Consider the following 18,744-nt stretch of genomic DNA (forward strand, 5'->3'; position numbering starts at 1 on the left):
TTGTATAGAAGACGATTTATTACCTTATTTTTTTCTAGTTGTATACAAATCAGATGCTTCATCGAAGTAGAAACGGCGTTTTTCTTTACCAAATACGACTAACATAACGTGAATGAATAACACGATTGTTAAAGTAACAAAGATGACCCAAGTACCCAGTGTTAAAAATACGGATGACTTATAATAAGGAGAGTCCATTGGTACTTCCATATTATTTAAAGTGCTCGCAATCACTGTTATAAAATACATGGCATAAATTGCACCAAAGCGTTTAAACAATCGCTTGTTTGTTTCTGCCCTACATACTTTACTGTCATAGCGAAAGCGCATAATCTTCTTACCAACTGTATGTCCACTCCAATGCATTGGAATGAAAAAAAACATTACAAATAATGCAATTGTACTTACAACAAATTCACTAACCTCATTAACATTGGACATGTTCAAAACAATTCGGATTACAATTTTACATATGAATAAATCAATAATTATTGCTAGCAATACAGACATTCATCATGGGCTAATAGTTTATCTGCTTTCTCCTTAACTTTCTGCTTCGACGGAAATAACGCTAGTACAGCTGGGGCAATGAAGAAGCCGAGTACGCCACCTGAAGTATTCAACATTAAATCATCTACATCAAAAATTCGATAAGCACAATTATAAATGCCATAAATGCCAGTTACCTGTGTTATTTCGTAGAATAGAGTTAATACGAATGTGAAGCCAAGAGCTTTCTTCCAATATTTTTTCTCTTGGAAGAAATAGCGTAAATAAACGCCAAAGGGCAATAATAATAGGAAATTGAAAAACGCTTGATAAAATGAAGGTTGTTTAAATAACTGCATATATGTACCTGGTTGTGTTAATACAATACCACTGTTCTCAAAGGTATTCGCCACGAATTGAAATGGCACCAGTGAAAAATGCTGTAACGAACAAGTATCGCGTATTTCTGGCAATGGCAGTAATACTAAAAACAACGCTGATAGAAAATAAAAGATAAATGAAAATGTGATAAATGTAGTAGAAAGTGGCAAGTGATTATATTTTCTATATGTATAAATGAGCCATGGAATAAATAACATAAACACCAATATGGCAAAAAAGATGGCTGCCACATAGATTGGTTGTGTATAGGCTGTCAATTTCTCTCCCTCTTTTCATGAAAATAATTTATGCTCTTCATCCTAACATGCGCTTTTCTCTCAATTATATTTTTTTATAAAATATATAACTCCTCTGAGCGGCTCTAATATTTCATCCTCATCCATCATTAAGTTCCAAAGATGTTCATCTAAGATATCTATTTGTTCTTTTAGATAGTCAAATATATTTTGCACTTAAATATCCCTTTCTAACTGTTTATTTACAATTTTCCCATTTCCTTCCTCGCCCACATCATCCCACCAAATTAACATATGGTTATTATGAGGTTATAGAAGGACCAACTATTAAGTTAGCTACGGACAAAATGAACGAGATGAAAGCATAAGAGAATCTCAAGAAGTGAAAAAACAACTTGCAGCCAATTAATTGGTGGCAATTCTGGAAATAACAAAAAGAGTAGCTATGCATTCAAGCTACTCTATCACGTAATTTTTTAATCCAATATGCCATCAAAAAGTCATTTGTTTTGATATAAATTGAATGTTTCTTTATTATTTAGCTTTGCTTCAATAGTTTTCGATCAATAACAAAATTCCCAAACGGGATAAAAGAAACGATGAAGATCATCGCCATTTTTATAAATGACCATTTTGATTTAATGCTCACATAAAGTAGTAAAAGTCCGAACAGGACAAATAGGAAACCATGAATGCTGCCTAAAATGAGTGTTGCTTCTCCAATATCCAATATGTACTTAAAGGGCATACCAATAGCCAGCAATAGAACATATGAGATTCCCTCAATTATTGTAATAAACCTAAACCATCCAAGAGCTGTAGAAAACACTTGTTCATCCCCCCTACTTTTTTTACAAGTACAAATTGATAGGAACGGTTCACATGAAAGGTTTCTATCTACTTGCTACTTTAATTTTCCAGTCTATTTCTCTATCATATTATATTGCTAGCCGCTCCACTAATAAATAGTATCCATGATTTCTTAGGTCTAGAATAAACAAACAAAGCCCAGTCCAAAGACTGAGCCTAAGTGTTTTCTAACAGCTTCAAAAGAGACTTCGGAATCGGACTAGTTTAAATGAAAAACCCGATCTTTCACCTCTAGTGTTTGTACCGCAAAATACTCCCAATTAACAATTTAAAATTTTTCTGTTTTATTTTTTAACCAAGAAGGCTCAATAGTTCTCTCTGGATCACCTTCTTTACTTTTTCGAGTATATTCTGAGATTTCTCTGAGGCGCTTTTGCTCATAAGCTAACTTTTTCTCTGCCTTGGCAAATACATCTTCAATAGTTTCCTTTGAAACAACAACTACACCATCTTCATCACCAATGATTAAATCACCGGGGTGAACAGTTACACCACCACACGAGATAGTTGTATTACATTCCCCAGGTCCATCTTTAAATGGTCCGCTAGGCGTGAATCCCTTTGCAAAAACTGGAAATCCCAATTTACAAAGAGCCTCTTTATCACGAACTAATCCATCAATTACAATACCCTCAAGTCCGACTGCATTTGCAGCTCCAGCCATTAACTCCCCTAAATAGGCATTTGCTTTGTGGTCTTTTCCATCTACGACTAATACAAAGCCTTCTCTTCCAGAATAGATGGTTTGATGAAGAATTAAATTATCTCCCGCTCTCATATTAACAGTCATAGCTGTCGCTACCACTTTCATTCCAGATGCCACAGGCTTTATCTTATAATCCATTACACCGGTACAATCCATCGCATCTGCTATAAGGGTCGTACTTAATGCTTTAGCTCTCTCTATGATTGATACAGGTAAAAGAGCAGGAACTGAGTCCAATCTAGTCATATGTTTACACCCCATTTCGTTATTTACTCGAATGAAAATGATAGTTTCTTTCAAATCGACAACTGATTACATAACTAAATTGATAATGCACCAAAAAAGATAGCTGTAATAATCATAACCAGAGCTGTTCCAACAGCGTATTTAAATGAAAATTTAATATGCTCTCTAAACTCAATACCAACAAGCCCGATTAATACGTAAACGGAACCGACCAAAGGACTTAATAAATGTAAAGGCTGCCCTAATAACGATGCTTGGGCAATCTCAAGTTTATCAATACCGAATCCCGCAGCTGTCTCAGCAATAATTGGAATTATACCAAAATAATAAGGATCATTCGCCATTACAAAAGTGAATGGCATACTTGTTAGTCCTACGATAACTGGCAATTGTGGACCTAAAAAGTCAGGAATTACTTTGACCAAAGATGATGCCATTGCATCAACCATTTCCGTTCCCTCCAAAATACCTGCGAAAATACCTGCAGCAAAAATCAAGGAAGTAACAGTTAGAATATTTCCTGCATGTGCTTCAATTCTTTTCTGTTGATCTTTTAAATTAGGGTAGTTCACGACTATGACAATGACAAAGCCAATCATAAATAGGGCTGGGAGTGGCAAAATGGCTTTAACTAATGCAAAAATTAATAGTAGTGTAAGCATTATGTTGAACCAATACAATTTTGGTTTTTTTAATGATTGAACAGCCTCGTCCTCGATTGATGCGGCTATTTCCACTTCGGCTTCCGTTTTATTGCCATATACACCTAATCTTTTACGTTCTCTTAAGCCAAAAAATACACCAAGCCCAATTACATATAATGCCCCAGCAATGATAGATGGAATAATTGGTCCAAGTAGTTCCATTGCATCGTAACCAAATATAGACATAACCCTTGCAGTTGGCCCACCCCAAGGAAGGACATTCATAATTCCCATTGACATTGCGGGGAGACAAGCAAGTATTAGCTTATTCATCCCTAATCTCTCGTATAATGGCAATAATGCCGTAACAACAATTAGGTATGTGATCGTTCCATCTCCGTCTAATCCTACCAACAAAGACAAAACTGCAGTAGTAACTGAAATTTTTAACGGATCCCCTTTTGATATTTTCACCATTCTGTTCACCAAAGGATCAAACATACCTGCATCTATTAGTATCCCAAAATATAAAATGGCAAATGTAACCATGATTGCTGTTGGTGCAATAGTTCCAATTCCATCCATCATCATAGGTCCTAGGTCAGTGAATCCACCAATTAGTGCAAAAATGACTGGAATGATAATCAGGGCATTAAGAGCACTTAAACGCTTACTCATAATTAAATACATAAAAACAACAATCATCATAAATCCTAAAATTGATAACATAAATACCTCCCCTTTATTTGAATGCGTTTTCATTTCATGTTTGGCAATAGAATAGCGCTTTCTAATTCATACTTGTTCAGATTAATTGGAACAATTTTCGATTCTAAATATTACCCTTTGAAGTTTTTTAAGGGATTCGCATGAATCCCTTTTCGTTATCATCCCAGTTTTATTTGATTTTTAGGTTTAGCGTGCAGCCTACTATTTGGACCTGCCTTAAGAATAAAGCTTCCACCATCATGCCCAATTGTATTTTTGATATCCCTAGCAACATCGAGTAATGAGTCAAGATTAATTCCTGTCTGAATTCCCATCTCATGAAAAGCATGAGTGAGATCCTCAGTGGGTATATTTCCAGCAGCGTTAGGAGCATAAGGGCATCCACCCAATCCCGTGGTAGAACTATCAAAGTCTGTAACTCCTTGCTCCAACGCTGCAACTGCATTAGCTAATGCCATCCCTCTTGTATTGTGTAAGTGCAAAGTGAACTTGAAACTAGGGAATAATTTTCTTAAAATACTTAACATTTCAGAAACCTGCTTTGGATTTCCCATTCCAACCGTATCTGCTAATGAAACCTCAGTAACCCCCATATTTTTATAACCTTCAAGAATTGATAAGATCTTTTCCAAAGGTACCTTTCCTTCATAAGGACAACCAAAAGCTACCGCAATTGAACCTCCAACTTCTACACCATATTTTCTAGCAAGTTCTACAATAGGCAAATGATCCTTTTGTGCTTCACTAACTAAACAGTTAGAATTGGATAGGCTATGCGAGTCTGTAGCCGATAATAATATTTTTATTTTTTTCATTCCTGAATTAATAGCACGTTCTGCACCGCGCAGGTTAGGAACTAGCGCCCGAAACTTTACTCCATCTAAATCCTGAACCTGTTTTACAACCTCTTCAGCATCTCTTAATTGGGGTATTGCTCGCGGATGTACAAATGATGTAACTTCAATGTGTTTAATTCCTGTACTTGCCAGACCACGAATAATACTAACCTTTTCCTCTGTAGGTATCCATTTTTCTTCCATTTGAAAACCATCTCGTGGCAGGACTTCCCATATATTCACTTGTTCGGGTACAAACTTTTTTTTATTTTGCATGTTAAATTATCCCCTTTTCCTTCAAACTTGTTAATTCCTCTTCAGATATACCAAGTTGTTCACTATATACCTGCTTGTTATGCTCTCCCAGTTCCGGTGCACGATGACGGATACGCCCAGGTGTTTCTGAAAACTTTGGCACGATGCCGGGAACTTTAACTTTGCCTAACCGAGGATGATCAACTTCCAAAATATTTTCCCTCGCTTGATAATGAGGATCTTCGAAGATATCTTTTATGCTTAATATAGGAGAAATGGGAACACCAAACTTATCCATTGTCTTCAAAAGTTCTTGTTTATTTAGAGATTTCATAAAAGTCATAACAAGTTCTTGAAGGATGTCATTGTTATTCATTCGTGCTTGGTTTGTTAAATAATCAGGATTTCCTATCAAATCCGTCCGATCCATAGCTTGAGCCAAACGTTCCCATGTTTTTTGTGTACTGCATACCATGACAACCCAATGTCCGTCTTTTGTTTGGTAAGTACCCGAAGGGCTTGAATGACCGTGAAGCATAGGTGCTCTCTCGCGTACTTTTCCGAGCTGATCATGTTCAGCAATTAAGAAATCCATCATCCTGAACATCCCTTCGTATAGTCCCATCTCAACGATTTGACCTTTTTCTTTACTCGATGTTTCACGATGAAGGAGAGCGCTTACAGTTCCAAAAGCAATATATATGCCAGATATATAATCGAGTAATGAAAATGAAGGGCTTACTGGGTGTCGGTCCTCAAATCCCTGTAGGTAGGTATATCCCGAAAATGCAGTACTAGGCGTTCCGAATCCTGCCTTTTCTGCATATGGCCCTGTCTGCCCATAACCAGATTGCCTAGTCATAATGAGACTGGGATTCACTTCCCTCAGCACATCATATCCTAGTCCCCATTTTTCCATGGTTCCAGGCCTGAAATTTTCTATTAATACATCTGCGGTTCTAATTAATTTTTTAAATATCTCCTTGCCCTCTTTAGTGCGAATGTCTAATGTTACAGACTGTTTATTACGTGCAAGCCCTGGCCACCTTAACGGTTCAGATTCTTTCCAAGGTCCCAGTCCACGCAAAGGATCCCCTTTATCTGGAAGTTCTATTTTAATAACTTCGGCTCCCAGGTCTGCTAGTAAAGTGGCTGCAAAAGGAGCTGCAATCACAGTAGATGCATCAATAACACGAATTCCTGTCAAAGGTCCATTTGTAGGATTATCCATAGTAATTACTTCCTCCTTGATGTTTTATTTCAGTATTACTGTTGCTAGACGCAATGGAAATATGAAATGTTCCTATCATCGATTACTATTAAACTGATTTGAGTTTCATTAGATGGAACAAATAATTCCATCTAACAGAACTTTATGTGTTGATTATAACAAAGCACTTTTTAGATGTCACTATAAAAATTATAAAATTCTGTTTTTTTAAAAGGTTAAAAATAAAAGACAGCGCCAGTGAGGCGCTGCCTAGTAATAGGATGGGTGTATCTTTTCTAAAATGAATGATTTTCTTTTGGATTACTAAAACATTCGGAAATTTTCAAGGCAATTGTCTTCACTTCATTTTTTATAGCATTCATACTTTCTTCCGTAAATCGTGTACCTGGGCCCGATACGCATAGACAAAAATTCACTTCTCGATCTAATCCAAAGATAGGTGATGCAACTGAATTAACCCCTGCTCCCCTCTCATCTAAACTTATTGAAATAGATTCTTTTTGAATGATCGGCAATTCATTTGTAAGACTTATGCGTAACCTTTCTGAATCTAAATCATTTAATGTGGATTCAATAAACGATGGAGACTGAAAAGCTAATAACACCTTTCCCCCTGAACCAATCTCCAACGAAAGTATCTCCCCAATACTTACAACATGACGGATTGATTGATTGCTCCCGTATCGCGCAATACACCTTCGTTTTTTATTCTCCAGCATATATAAACTTACTGATTCTCCAATTTCATTTCTTAACTTCTTCATGAATGGTTTTGCAATTTCTGTTATATCAAATGAGATGGTATTTTCTGCAATACGACCAAATTGATACATTTTGTAGCCAAACTGGTATTTTGAATTTGAGAATTTTTTTTGAAGAAGACCGTTATGTACCAAAGTATCTATTAACCTGGAAGTTGTTGATTTTGCCAAATTAATTTTATTCGAGATCTCTGTCAGAGTTAATTCAGATTCTTCCATAGTAAAGCAGTTCATTATGTTAATTGAGCGTTGAACTGTTCGTGATCCTTTCGAGCTTTCATTTTCATCCATTATAAATGCCCCCAATTACGAGTATTTAATTCCAAATCCTTTGCAATTCTGTTTAAAAATGATTACTGTTCCTTTAACGATACGTAAATAATTTTCAAGATTACATAAGCCTTACTTACCGTTTAAAACCAAATCCTGTCTCTACAGCAATCACTGTTTTGTCCATTTAATTCTCTAATCATAAAAATTCCCAGTCTTCAGCTTTGTCACAACACTCAAGACTCAAGCTATATTATCTGAATTTCCAAAGGGAGCGATCAATTCCGAAACCAATTTGCCCCCTCTTCCATATGTACAAATGGAATATCCGTATCAATTACACCTCTAATTCGGTCTAACTCAACATCTTCTCCTTCGAGCCATTTCGCAAAATCTATTGAAGTAGGTTCCTGGTTCCCTCCCAAGGCCATCCAAGCTTTCATGTCCTTAGGTAAATAAGCGGATGTATGAATCGTTCCTGCCCAGCTGCTATATAAATCTGAGAAGACACCTTGGTTGGTATCATTAAACAATCTATAAGCATCGTAGGCAGATGAAAGTTTCCCTTCATGATCTTGTATAATTTCCAATCGGCGTTTCGAATCTATAAGATGGTTACGATTTTCATTTTTCATGATTTCAAAGTGATTGGTACAGGCATTTGACCTGCGCACCTCTACATTTCTCGGAGAGGTTTCCACAATATAGGTATCACCACTTTTATCGTAGACAACGTAAGTGAATGAATGCCGATGTGGGATTTCCTTCAACATCGCGACCGCTTCCTGAACGTTCGCACAAGATTCTACAATCAATCTACCAATCATACAACAAATGAATCCATCTCCTGGATTCTTTCGATTCATAAAGTTATATCCAACCACTAGCCCTTTTTCATTCATGCCATCCATCCGTCCAGTCCCACGTTGACTTGGACCAATGCTAGCATAGCCCTGATCGGTTGGTTGAAATAGGACGTAGCGTCCCTCATATGTCTTTGGGTGGTAATCATAATTACGAATGAAATAATTCTCACCTGTCATAATGGAACATCCCGAACGAACATAATCCAATCGGTACCCTCCAAACTCCTGCAACACACGTTCAATTGGCCATTTCAGTGCTTCCTGCAGGCCAAGTAATTCTTCCCACACACCAGGGGCAAATTGTGTAATCGCTTTCTTGACCTCTTCTTCTTCAACCGTAAACCGCGGCTGCCTAATCTTCCACTGATCTTCACGATTTTTTAGCGTTAGTGAATCTTTTAACTCCTCACCTTGCATGTATCCAAACTCATAATGTGTACCCCGAAATTGTATAATATTACTATATATTTGTTTCACGACTTATCCCTCATTTACAGTAATGGCCATTCAAATTAAGGATACTTGATGTATTGTTGAAAATAAAGAAGATAAGCCTTTAAATTTATGAAACAACTTACTAGGGCCTGTTCTGCTCACCGTTGTTTTATGGGCAATTTAATCTGGGCTTGGCGTGATGATGGCTTGCAAAAGAATTTTTTCAAACGAAATGGCAATGTTGGCTTTTGATGTAGATTAAACATCTGAATTTACTTCATTAAATCCACAACATTCATAACTGGATAAATCCGATAAAATCCCCCCCTACATTCTTTATTTCGTTAAATATTACATTTGTCAAGCTCCTATATACTTACACAATAAACCAAATATGTTATATTTATCACCAATCTTATTTATTAATTATGGGTTATATGGAATTAATAGTTATTTTGAAAAGAATTCAAAAGTCCACTTTTTACAAAAAAGATAATAATTCTTACTTATGAAATACATAGAAGGAGATTTTTTGTGTTCAAGTTTGTAAAAATATTTTTTGTTATACTTCTTTATTGGTATGTTGTACGGTACCAGAAAAGTTCCCCGGTGGATTTGTAAAAAGGTTACTATGGAATATATTGATTTCAGCAAACGCAGATAAGAGGGAAAAACAAATGATGTATTTTGCACAGAGAATAATAATTTTTAGCATCACGCTAGCACTAATCATTTTCATGTTACTTGTTCTGAAGGGCAAAAATCTTATAAAATATGAAAGGTCGTTGTATTTTACCGGGTTAATTACAATTATTTGTATAGCTATATCTCCAACACTTACAGTAATTTATCCAGCATTATATACATTGTTAGTTTTACTAGTTTGTATTTCTTTAATAAGAAAAGAAGTAAAAAAATCAACAAAGTATATAAATATTCTTTCTGCTATAAATATACTGAGTATAATCATTGTACAATTTATCCTTTTCTAATTTTCAAATAAGTATCAAGCCAATAATACTTTAAATAACAAAAAAGCCATTCTCATTGAGAGGGGCTTTTTTTGTTATCAACTTATTGTACGCGCAGCTTTTTCCCAACCATGATTGTATAGCTACTATCAAGTTTATTCCAGTCCTTTACTTGTATAATTGTGCCCCCATATTTTTTAGCAAGAGCAGATACTGTGTCGCCTTTCACAACTGTGTGATAAGTAGCTTTTAATCCACTTACAACAAGCTTGTAGCCAATTTGAAGAGAACTAGGATCCACTTTAGGATTTAATGATTTCAGATTGTCCACAGTTGTTCCATACCTTTTAGCAATCGAGTAAAAGGTATCACCCTTCACAATTGGCCAAGCATTCATGTTGCTGCTTCTTGAACTCGATATTTTCATCATTAGTGAAAATAATGAAGATAAGCCCTTAAATTTATGAAACAACTCACCACCCCGATCTCCCCTCATAATCTGTAACTAGGCACATTTATGAGGGGGACGGATCATGGAGATGGAATTGACAGCACTCCATTGGATTTATGTTGTATTTATCGCATTGATAATCGGGTTTATGGTAAAACGTCGTGACACTACCCTCATTTGTATAGTCGGAATCTTCCTATTAGCATTAGTTGCTACAGGCAGTTTAGCTTCATCCATTAGCGGTATATTTAACAGCTTCATTTTCGCAATCACAGAATTAATGTCCACGATTTTAATTATTTCAATCATAGTTGCCATGAGCACGGTTTTAACAAAGTCTGGAATTAATGATGTCATGATCGCACCATTTGCTAAATTCATTAAAAATCCTACACTTGCCTTTTGGATAATCGGAATCGTCATGATGATCATATCCTGGTTTTTCTGGCCCTCACCGGCTGTTGCCTTACTTGGGGCGGTTATGCTCCCCGTTGCATTACGGGCTGGTTTACCTGCTCTCGGTGTGGCGATGGCGATGAACCTTTTTGGTCACGGAATAGCATTGTCAGGGGATTTCATCATTCAAGCTGCACCTAAACTGACGGCGGATGCCGCTTCGATACCAGTCGGTGATGTTATCGCTGCGAGCATTCCCCTTGTCATCACAATGGGCGTCGTCACCACCCTCTCCGCCTTTATCCTCTTGAAGCGGGATATGAAACTTGGAAGAATCAAGGTGGAGGATAATGAAGGTATCCTCCAAGATCAAACATTTAGTGAAGATCTGCTCACACTGGCACAAAAGAAGTTTTTTGCAGTCTTCATTCCGATCGCATTTCTGTTGGATGTTGTGGCATTATCGATTTTGAAGTTACAAGGGGGAGATGCAACCGCATTGGTTGGCGGTACTGCCGTTTTCATTTTGCTCATTTTATCCCTTGTCGCACATAAACAACAAGGACTTGAAAAATCAACGGCCTATTTAATTCAGGGATTTCAATTTGGATTCAAAGTATTCGGACCCGTCATTCCAATCGCTGCATTCTTCTATTTAGGTGATTCTGGCTTCAACCAAATCATCGGTGACTATTTACCAAAAACGTCTCTCGGCATCGTCAATGATCTCGGTGCCGCATTAGCGGCCTCAGTTCCTTTAACGAAAGAAATAGCCGCCGTTACATTAACGGGCATCGGTGCCATCACTGGCCTCGATGGGTCGGGGTTTTCAGGAATCTCTTTAGCAGGATCGGTTGCCAAACTATTTGGAACGGCCATTGGAAGCGGAACCGCCACCTTGACTGCACTTGGGCAAATAACTGCAATTTGGGTAGGCGGCGGAACCTTGATTCCTTGGGCACTCATCCCAGCCGCTGCAATATGTAATGTCAGTCCCTTCGAACTTGCACGCCGGAATCTGCTACCGGTAACCATTGGATTAGTAGTCACAACAATAGTTGCGATGTTTCTCATATAACTTTTTATACGGCCAATGTGCTTGGGTATTAAAAAACGAGAACAATACTTGATGATCTAGATTTGAATGTGTGAAGTAATTTCCATATGAAAAAGGACTGAAAAAAAAGATCAGTCCTTTTTACATTTTAAATAAAAATCGAATTTTATCCTAATCCAGTAATCCAAGGAGATAATGCCCTGTAGATTCTAAACTACATTATTTTTTCATTACTACTATCAACATTTATTGTTGACTCTACTTTCTTAGCCAGTTTAAATTTATAGAATAATATACAGGCGATTAAAAATCCTATCCCATAAAATAATCCGACTCGTTGAGTAGAATCAAAAGCAAGAAATACTAGAATCAAAAAGCAAAATCCTAAACAAAACAATGGGACAAATGGATAAAATGGTACTTTGTATTGTAATTCTTCCGTTTTCCCACCCGCTTTTAAAAACTTCCTTCGAAACATATATTGCGATAAAGCAATTCCCATCCATGAAATCGTGACAGAAATACCTGCGATTGACATAAGTAATACGAACACAGTATCAGCAGCAATAAAGCTGGTCAATAACGATAAGAGTGAAAAAGACATTGTAAAAAGAAGGGCATTCAACGGTACTTTTCTCTTAGACAAAATACCAAATATCTTAGGTGCCATTCCATCATGTGCCATCGACCAAAGTAAACGTGAAGATGCATAAAGACATGAATTTCCAACAGAAAGAATAGCTGTCAAAATAATAAAATTCATGATACCTGCTGCATAAGGGACCCCTGCAATCTTCATTAAAGTTACAAAAGGACTTTCTAATAGACCTAATTCAGAAGAAGGGAATATGGCAGAAAGAATAATAATGGACGCAATGTAGAATACAATGATTCTAAAAATTACATTTCGAATAGCTCTAGGTATGTTCTCTTCAGGATTTTCACTTTCCCCTGCTGCAATCCCTATTAGTTCTGAGCCTTGATAAGAAAATATTACATTCATCATTGTCACAAAGACAATTGCAATACCACCTGCTGGGAAAAGTCCAGAAGGAGCTAGATTCTCAAAGAATGGGGTTGGACGATCAGATAAGGAGACAAAGCCAAAGATGCCAGCGATTCCAATTAAGATAAACAAGATTACCGCAACGATTTTTATTCCAGCGAACCAATATTCTGCCTCTGCAAAACCTCTTGTCGTTAACGCATTCAATGTAAATAAAAGTACAATGAACACAGCACACCAAATCCAGATAGGAACATGAGGGAACCAGTGTTTCATCAATATTCCCGCTGCTGTAAACTCAACTCCTGCAGTTGCGGCTGAACCGACGAAATACATCCATCCGAGCGAAAAACCAGCGGAAGGTCCAATATATGTAGCAGCATATTTTTGGAATGAACCTGTAACCGGCATATGAACAGCTAGCTCGCCTAGACAGACCATTACCATATACAAAATAAGACCACCTGCTAAATAACCCACCAGAGCCCCTCCAGCCCCTGCTTGATTAATTGTATAGCCTGCATTTAAAAATAGGCCTGTCCCAATAACGCCACCAAGCGATAGCATAAATAAATGACGTCTTTTCATTGAGCGTTGCAGTTGTTCATTGTTTTCCAAACCATTCCCCATATTATCACGTCCTTTTCTTTGCTATTAATCCACCTTCTTCCTAACTAACTTAGAATCTTAATGAGAGACAACTAAGACCGCCATCTTGTTTTTGGAATTCTGACATCTCCACTTCAATCACAGTGTATCCAATATCTTCAATCTTTTTCTTTGTTCCCTCAAATCCTTTCGGGACAATAATGTAGTCGTTCATTCGGACGCAGTTACCCGAATATTCTTCGTCCTCTGTTACAACAATTTGATTATAGCTAGAAAAAGCTTCATGATTGATGAATTCTCCGGCCACTAATAAATTATTGTCTCCTAGATAATTCACACCCGTTTTTAAATGAAAGAATTTCTTAAGAGGAATGATGGTCGTATCATAGCCATACTTACCCATAATATCTTTGAACTGCCGAGCACCTGCTTCATTTGTTCTTGAAGAAAGTCCAACATAGAAGCGATCTTCAGCCTGCATGACATCTCCGCCATCTAACATACCTGGAGATTGAATATACTCAATTGTGTCATAAAAGTCTTTTAAAACTTCTTTCATTTCAATAATCTCACCATTTCGGCTTTCTGCACCAGGATTCGTTACAAGGGCACATCTTGGCGTCAACACGGCGGTATCTTCTACAAACGTAGAATCAGAGTATGTTTCATCCGATTCGAGAACAGTCACTTTCACACCACAGCGTTTTAATGCTTCTATATAAGCCTCGTGTTGTACAAGCGCTTTTTCATAATCCGGGTTTCCTAAATCCGATGTTGTTAAGCCATTTACATAACTTTTACCAATCTTTCGTACAATCGCATGTTTAAACATATTTATTCCTCCTAATATAGTTAACTTAATTTTTTTAAAATAGGGACAGTTAAACCATCTGAACCTTCCGGACCTTATTGCACTTGTGCTCCAAACTGTACAAGCAGTTTTTTAGTTATTGGATTTTCGGCACCACTAACCTTGTTGAAACGATAGGACCTATCTTTCACTTCTCAACCAAACTCTTAAACATACTCTTTATTAGTCTCTCCAGCATAACGGGCGTATGAACAAAGGCACTATCGATGTGAAGGCGCTCAGTACGCTGATGTGCATCTTTGCCGAACGGCCCTACATTGAGCACGGGTGCTTGAAGTTGAAGCATATCAGCGAAAGGAATGCTATAAGTATCGCCCCAGACTGGCGTATTCTTTTCAAAAGCAGTCCAGCCATCAGCCTCATCACTATATTGAACATAGCTTAAATCGCAAAGACCATTAAAATAATGAATTTGGCTGACTTCTTTATTAAACCTGGCTGCAGTTTCCTTTATTAATTGCACAGAATCAATGATAAGCGGATCATCGGACGTATTAACAGCTGGATAATAGGGCGGCGCAAACAGCAATACAATAGCCGGCGCAAGCTCCTGACATTGAATCATCAGTTTATCAGCGATTCGCAGTGATTTTTCCCGCTCATCCCAATCCATGTTTCCTTGGACTTCACTCTTTATTTCCGCAACAAAATTTGCACCAAATTTCCCCTCGGCATAAGAAAGTAACTTTTCGTAGCGCAATACTTTTACTTCGCCTACACCTTCAATCTGTTCACGCCGGCAAACAGCTTTATATGATTCATTGCACATTATCGCTGCTTCCTGTGCAACCTGCTCGAATATATCCATAATTTCAGCAGCGCTTCTTTTCATAATGAAAACATTATAAAGGGCGGCTGCACGATAAGGAGTCTGTGTTGAATATTGTAATTTCAAATCTTTTTGCTGAAGCGAAACGGGTAAAGGTGTATCCTCTCCGAGATCACTTTCCTGAAACAGAGTGTTCCACTCCATGAGTTGAGTAAGGAACGAGGCAATATAGTTAGCTGTAATTCCCTTTAAAGGCTCACCAACGTGAGTTTCTTTTCCATAAAAAAGAGCAGCCGGCATGATTTTCCCCAACGTTCCAGAATAGATATAATGTCTATCATCTCCCGGTTTCTGTGAAAAAGATGGTTCACTGTTAAAAAACATTTTATAAGAAAGGTCATATTTATCACGCAAAGTCACAAGTTCTTTAACTGCAGCTCTCATTCCCGCTGAATTCACTTCCTCATCTGGGACGGTTAATAGCAGAAGATTGATAGACCATTGTTCGATACTTGCTTTTTCGATGAGAGCCATATGAAGGGCAAGTCCCATTTTCATATCCATCGTTCCTCTTCCAAACAAGTATTTTCCCGATTCAAGATCAATGCGAGCTTCTTCCGGTAAATTATCTTTTCGTTCATGAAGTTTTTTTGTGAGCTCCTCTGGTTGAAAAGCAAGAGTCTCAAGATCGCCGTATTCTTCAGTCTGGACCGTATCAAAATGGCTAATTAATACGACTGTCTCCTTGGCTTCAGGATGTTTGTAAAAGGCATTGACAAAGTTTCTCCCTAGATCAACTTCGTGAAGTGATAAGTGCTCTGGATTCCTTTTAAAATAATCAAGCTTACTTAATTTCTCTTGAACTTTATAAGGAAACATGCATTCCCCTTCAGTAAGAGTACGGCTTTCCCAGCTAACAAGTTCACATAATAAAGCACGAAGAGTTTCAGGTGTACCCCATAGTGATCGACTCATCGAAATCCCCCTTCCGGTTTTTAATAAATGTAAGAATATAGGGAAAACCAACCTTCTTTTATCTAAATTTTCTGTTTTTTTAAAAGCGTAGTGACAAACAGCTCAATCCACCGTCCTGCTTTTGGAACTCAGACATTTCCAGTTCAATCGTTTTAAAACCAACTTCATTCATTTTACGTTTCGACTCTTCATATCCCTTTGGAATAATCACATAATCATTTACAAGGATACAGTTTGCTGAGTATTCGTCTTCAGTTGAAACCGTTATTTTCTTGTATGGTGAAAAATTATGATGATTGATAAATTCACCTGCAGCTACAATCAAGTTTTCCCCAAGGTAAGAGATTCCTGTTTTCAGACAGCGGTATCTTCGACGAATGTTGAATCTGGAAATTCCTCACTTGCTGGCAAGTGTGTAACTGAAACCCCGCATTTTTTTAATGCTTCCACATAAGCAGCATGCTTCTCTAATAATCTTTCATAATCTGGCTTGCCTAGGTCGGAGGTTGTTAAACCATTTACATAACTTTCTCCCAGTGTTTTTACAATTACATGTTTATACTTAATTTCCCCCTCAATATTTGATATTCGTACGTACAACTGGACAGGTTAAACAAGTTGGTCCTCCAGTGCCTTTATAACTGATTTCAGTTCCCTTGTATTCATATACTGTGGCTCCAGCATCAAGAAGCTGTTGTTTTGTGTAAGCGTTACCAGAAGACATTACACAAACACGCGGAGCTAATGCAAGCACATTGCAGCCTAAGTTCATGTACTCATCATCCGGCACTTCAATAAACTGAATACCGCGATCAATAAGCAGTTTTCTGAAAAATACTGGCATAAGACGAGAATGGACTACTGCTAAATCATGGTCTACCATGCTGATAAAGGACATAAGATGGAGGCACTCTGCCTCGCCTTGATCATGTGTAAGCTGGACTACGATGAATTCATCGACAAGATGAGCGGTCATTTCTTTTAATTGCCGAATAGCTTCAGCGTTTGTACGATAACCATGTCCGACAACAAGTGTCCGATCATCAAGCCAAACGATATCACCGCCATCTGCGACAGCATCACCAGTTAAAACACCAATAATCGGTATGTTCTTCTCCTTACAAAACTCCTTGTATACATTTGCTTCAGGCTGTCTCAATTCTTTCCCAGACTTTAAAATAATGGCTCCTTCACTCGTGAATTTTACAGGATCATGCGCATATAAGGAATCCATTCCGACTTCCGAAGATGCGGGCAAATAATCGATGTTTGGAACATATTTCTCCAAAATAGAAATAAAGTCACCATACTCTGTTAGGGCTTCTTTGAAATCTGGCTCTTCTACATAGTTGAAATTCTGCCATTCTTGGCTTATATGCTCTTGACTAATAAAAGCGTCGTTCGGATGTTTTACAATGACACGTTCTAATGGTTGGTACATAGACGAACAATATGTCATTACCTTTCCTCCTTTTTCCGCATATCGGAAAACGTTTCCGACAATAGGAAATTTTCTTAAATTATAAAATTAAATATGGTATAATGTCAATATGTTTTAAATCTTCAGTTTTTTGTAACTCGTAATGAAAGATAGGTGGTAAGTTTATGCAATCAATTGACCGGGCCATGAACGTTATTAAGGTGCTAGTTTCCGATTCATCGGAAAACTGGCTGTCTATTACGGAACTATCTCAAGAATGTGAACTTCCGGTTAGTTCCATGCACCGTTTGTTAAAAGCAATGTCCAAGCATGGCCTAATTCAACAAGACGAACAATCCAAACAATATGGTTTAGGAAATATTTGGCTCGAATATGGTTTGCGTATGTATGACAAAATGGATTACATAAGTCAAATAAGGCCTGAACTAGAAAGGCTTATGAACAAAGTGGAGGAAAGCGTCTATCTCAGCCAGCCAGTAGGAATTGAGTCACTCATTATCGAACGAATCGACAGTGAAAAAAGCCAAATCCGTGTTTATGACCAGCTTGGCTCACGAGTCCCTATGCATATTGGAGCTGCTAATAAGGTAATGCTCGCCTATATGCCATATAATCAAGCGAAAAAAATCGTAGATGCTCTTTTGCCAGTTCAAGAAAGAGCAGCTTTTTGGGATATATTGAAAGAAACTAAAATGAAGGGACATGGAATCAGTCACAGTGAAAGAACAGAAGGAACATCTTCTGTAGCTGTTCCGGTCTTAAACCATTTTGGAGAAGTGCATGGGGCAGTGAGTATTGGTTTTGTCAGCTTTAACTTGACAGAAGACAGACTTGATTTTCTCATTAAAAATGTGATTGAAACCGGCAATCGAGTTTCTTCAAAATTGGGGTATAGAGGACCATGAATATGAGACCAGTGGATGAACGGTATTCACGAAACGATTCATCCATTAATATCTTGTTGTTTTATAATAAACCCTGAAAATTTTAATAAGTCGTCACTTCTTTTCCGAATTAACCTTTTCGTTAAAATTTCAGTCTTTCCCTTGCGATTAACGCAAATAATCAAAGCGGTCAATATGGTAGATTGTTATTCCACCAAACCAATTATAAGGATAGTAGGCCTCAGATCCTAAGCAGATAGAAACGGGTGTCACGTTACTTCAAAACCTTGTCTCTGAAACCGATGGCATAATAAAAAAGGACCCAAAAGTGTCTGAAA

16 protein-coding genes and 1 pseudogene are annotated in these 18,744 nt (G+C 37.5%); 2 read left to right on the forward strand and 15 right to left on the reverse strand.

What is annotated here, in order from left to right; translation table 11 throughout:
• Positions 1-24: 24 nt before the first annotated feature.
• The 10 genes from JFV29_RS30315 to JFV29_RS09960 all read right to left on the reverse strand — a co-directional run bounded on the left by JFV29_RS30315 (position 25) and on the right by JFV29_RS09960 (position 10,374).
• A complete protein-coding gene (locus tag JFV29_RS30315) occupies positions 25-510 on the reverse strand; it encodes a hypothetical protein (RefSeq protein ID WP_242486808.1) in 486 nt (161 codons plus the stop codon).
• Positions 495-1,148, reverse strand: coding sequence for a VanZ family protein (locus JFV29_RS30320; protein ID WP_242486809.1), 654 nt, complete (start codon positions 1,146-1,148; stop codon positions 495-497). The genes JFV29_RS30315 and JFV29_RS30320 overlap by 16 nt, the downstream gene beginning before the upstream one ends.
• Positions 1,149-1,665: 517 nt before the next feature.
• Complete coding sequence (locus tag JFV29_RS09925) at positions 1,666-1,956, reverse strand: DUF3817 domain-containing protein (RefSeq protein WP_098176115.1); 291 nt, start codon at positions 1,954-1,956, stop codon at positions 1,666-1,668.
• Positions 1,957-2,265: 309 nt separating this feature from the next.
• Positions 2,266-2,949, reverse strand: coding sequence for an RraA family protein (locus tag JFV29_RS09930; RefSeq protein ID WP_201182898.1), 684 nt, complete (start codon positions 2,947-2,949; stop codon positions 2,266-2,268).
• A 74-nt stretch (positions 2,950-3,023) separates the two neighbouring features.
• Positions 3,024-4,322 (reverse strand): CitMHS family transporter, encoded by a 1,299-nt coding sequence (locus JFV29_RS09935; RefSeq protein WP_201182900.1) that lies wholly within the window; start codon positions 4,320-4,322, stop codon positions 3,024-3,026.
• A 158-nt stretch (positions 4,323-4,480) separates the two neighbouring features.
• A complete protein-coding gene (locus tag JFV29_RS09940; protein WP_201182902.1) occupies positions 4,481-5,434 on the reverse strand; it encodes a hydroxymethylglutaryl-CoA lyase in 954 nt (317 codons plus the stop codon).
• A 1-nt stretch (position 5,435) separates the two neighbouring features.
• Positions 5,436-6,644 (reverse strand): CaiB/BaiF CoA transferase family protein, encoded by a 1,209-nt coding sequence (locus tag JFV29_RS09945; RefSeq protein WP_201182903.1) that lies wholly within the window; start codon positions 6,642-6,644, stop codon positions 5,436-5,438.
• Between the two features lie 275 nt (positions 6,645-6,919).
• Positions 6,920-7,696, reverse strand: a complete 777-nt coding sequence (locus JFV29_RS09950) for an IclR family transcriptional regulator (protein WP_201182905.1) — start codon at positions 7,694-7,696, stop codon at positions 6,920-6,922.
• A gap of 257 nt (positions 7,697-7,953) precedes the next feature.
• A complete protein-coding gene (locus JFV29_RS09955; protein ID WP_201182907.1) occupies positions 7,954-9,018 on the reverse strand; it encodes a C45 family autoproteolytic acyltransferase/hydolase in 1,065 nt (354 codons plus the stop codon).
• Between the two features lie 1,032 nt (positions 9,019-10,050).
• Positions 10,051-10,374 (reverse strand): LysM peptidoglycan-binding domain-containing protein, encoded by a 324-nt coding sequence (locus tag JFV29_RS09960; protein ID WP_242486810.1) that lies wholly within the window; start codon positions 10,372-10,374, stop codon positions 10,051-10,053.
• A 106-nt stretch (positions 10,375-10,480) separates the two neighbouring features.
• Between JFV29_RS09960 and JFV29_RS09965 the strand changes: the two genes are divergently transcribed.
• The gene (locus JFV29_RS09965) at positions 10,481-11,872 is read left to right on the forward strand and encodes a hypothetical protein (RefSeq protein ID WP_201182911.1); all 1,392 of its coding nucleotides are present in this window, start codon (positions 10,481-10,483) and stop codon (positions 11,870-11,872) included.
• Positions 11,873-12,065: 193 nt separating this feature from the next.
• Here JFV29_RS09965 and JFV29_RS09970 read toward each other — a convergent pair whose 3' ends face one another.
• The 5 genes and pseudogenes from JFV29_RS09970 to JFV29_RS09990 all read right to left on the reverse strand — a co-directional run bounded on the left by JFV29_RS09970 (position 12,066) and on the right by JFV29_RS09990 (position 17,540).
• Complete coding sequence (locus JFV29_RS09970; RefSeq protein WP_098176109.1) at positions 12,066-13,487, reverse strand: amino acid permease; 1,422 nt, start codon at positions 13,485-13,487, stop codon at positions 12,066-12,068.
• A 49-nt stretch (positions 13,488-13,536) separates the two neighbouring features.
• Entirely contained in the window at positions 13,537-14,298 is a 762-nt protein-coding gene (locus JFV29_RS09975; RefSeq protein WP_201182913.1) for a dimethylarginine dimethylaminohydrolase family protein, read from the reverse strand.
• Positions 14,299-14,464: 166 nt separating this feature from the next.
• Positions 14,465-16,081, reverse strand: a complete 1,617-nt coding sequence (locus JFV29_RS09980; protein WP_201182915.1) for a M20/M25/M40 family metallo-hydrolase — start codon at positions 16,079-16,081, stop codon at positions 14,465-14,467.
• 79 nt (positions 16,082-16,160) lie between these two features.
• Positions 16,161-16,648: pseudogene (locus JFV29_RS09985) on the reverse strand (hypothetical protein).
• Positions 16,649-16,655: 7 nt separating this feature from the next.
• Positions 16,656-17,540 carry a dimethylarginine dimethylaminohydrolase family protein gene (locus JFV29_RS09990; RefSeq protein ID WP_201182917.1) on the reverse strand — a complete coding sequence of 295 codons (885 nt, stop codon included), beginning with the start codon at positions 17,538-17,540 and terminating at the stop codon, positions 16,656-16,658.
• A gap of 146 nt (positions 17,541-17,686) precedes the next feature.
• On the opposite strand from JFV29_RS09990, the gene JFV29_RS09995 reads away from it, so the two are divergent.
• Entirely contained in the window at positions 17,687-18,427 is a 741-nt protein-coding gene (locus JFV29_RS09995; RefSeq protein WP_053344420.1) for an IclR family transcriptional regulator, read from the forward strand.
• The last annotated feature ends 317 nt before the right edge of the window (positions 18,428-18,744 follow it).

Origin of the sequence: Peribacillus sp. TH16 (genome assembly GCF_016651095.1) — a bacterium.
GTDB lineage: Bacteria > Bacillota > Bacilli > Bacillales > DSM-1321 > Peribacillus > Peribacillus butanolivorans.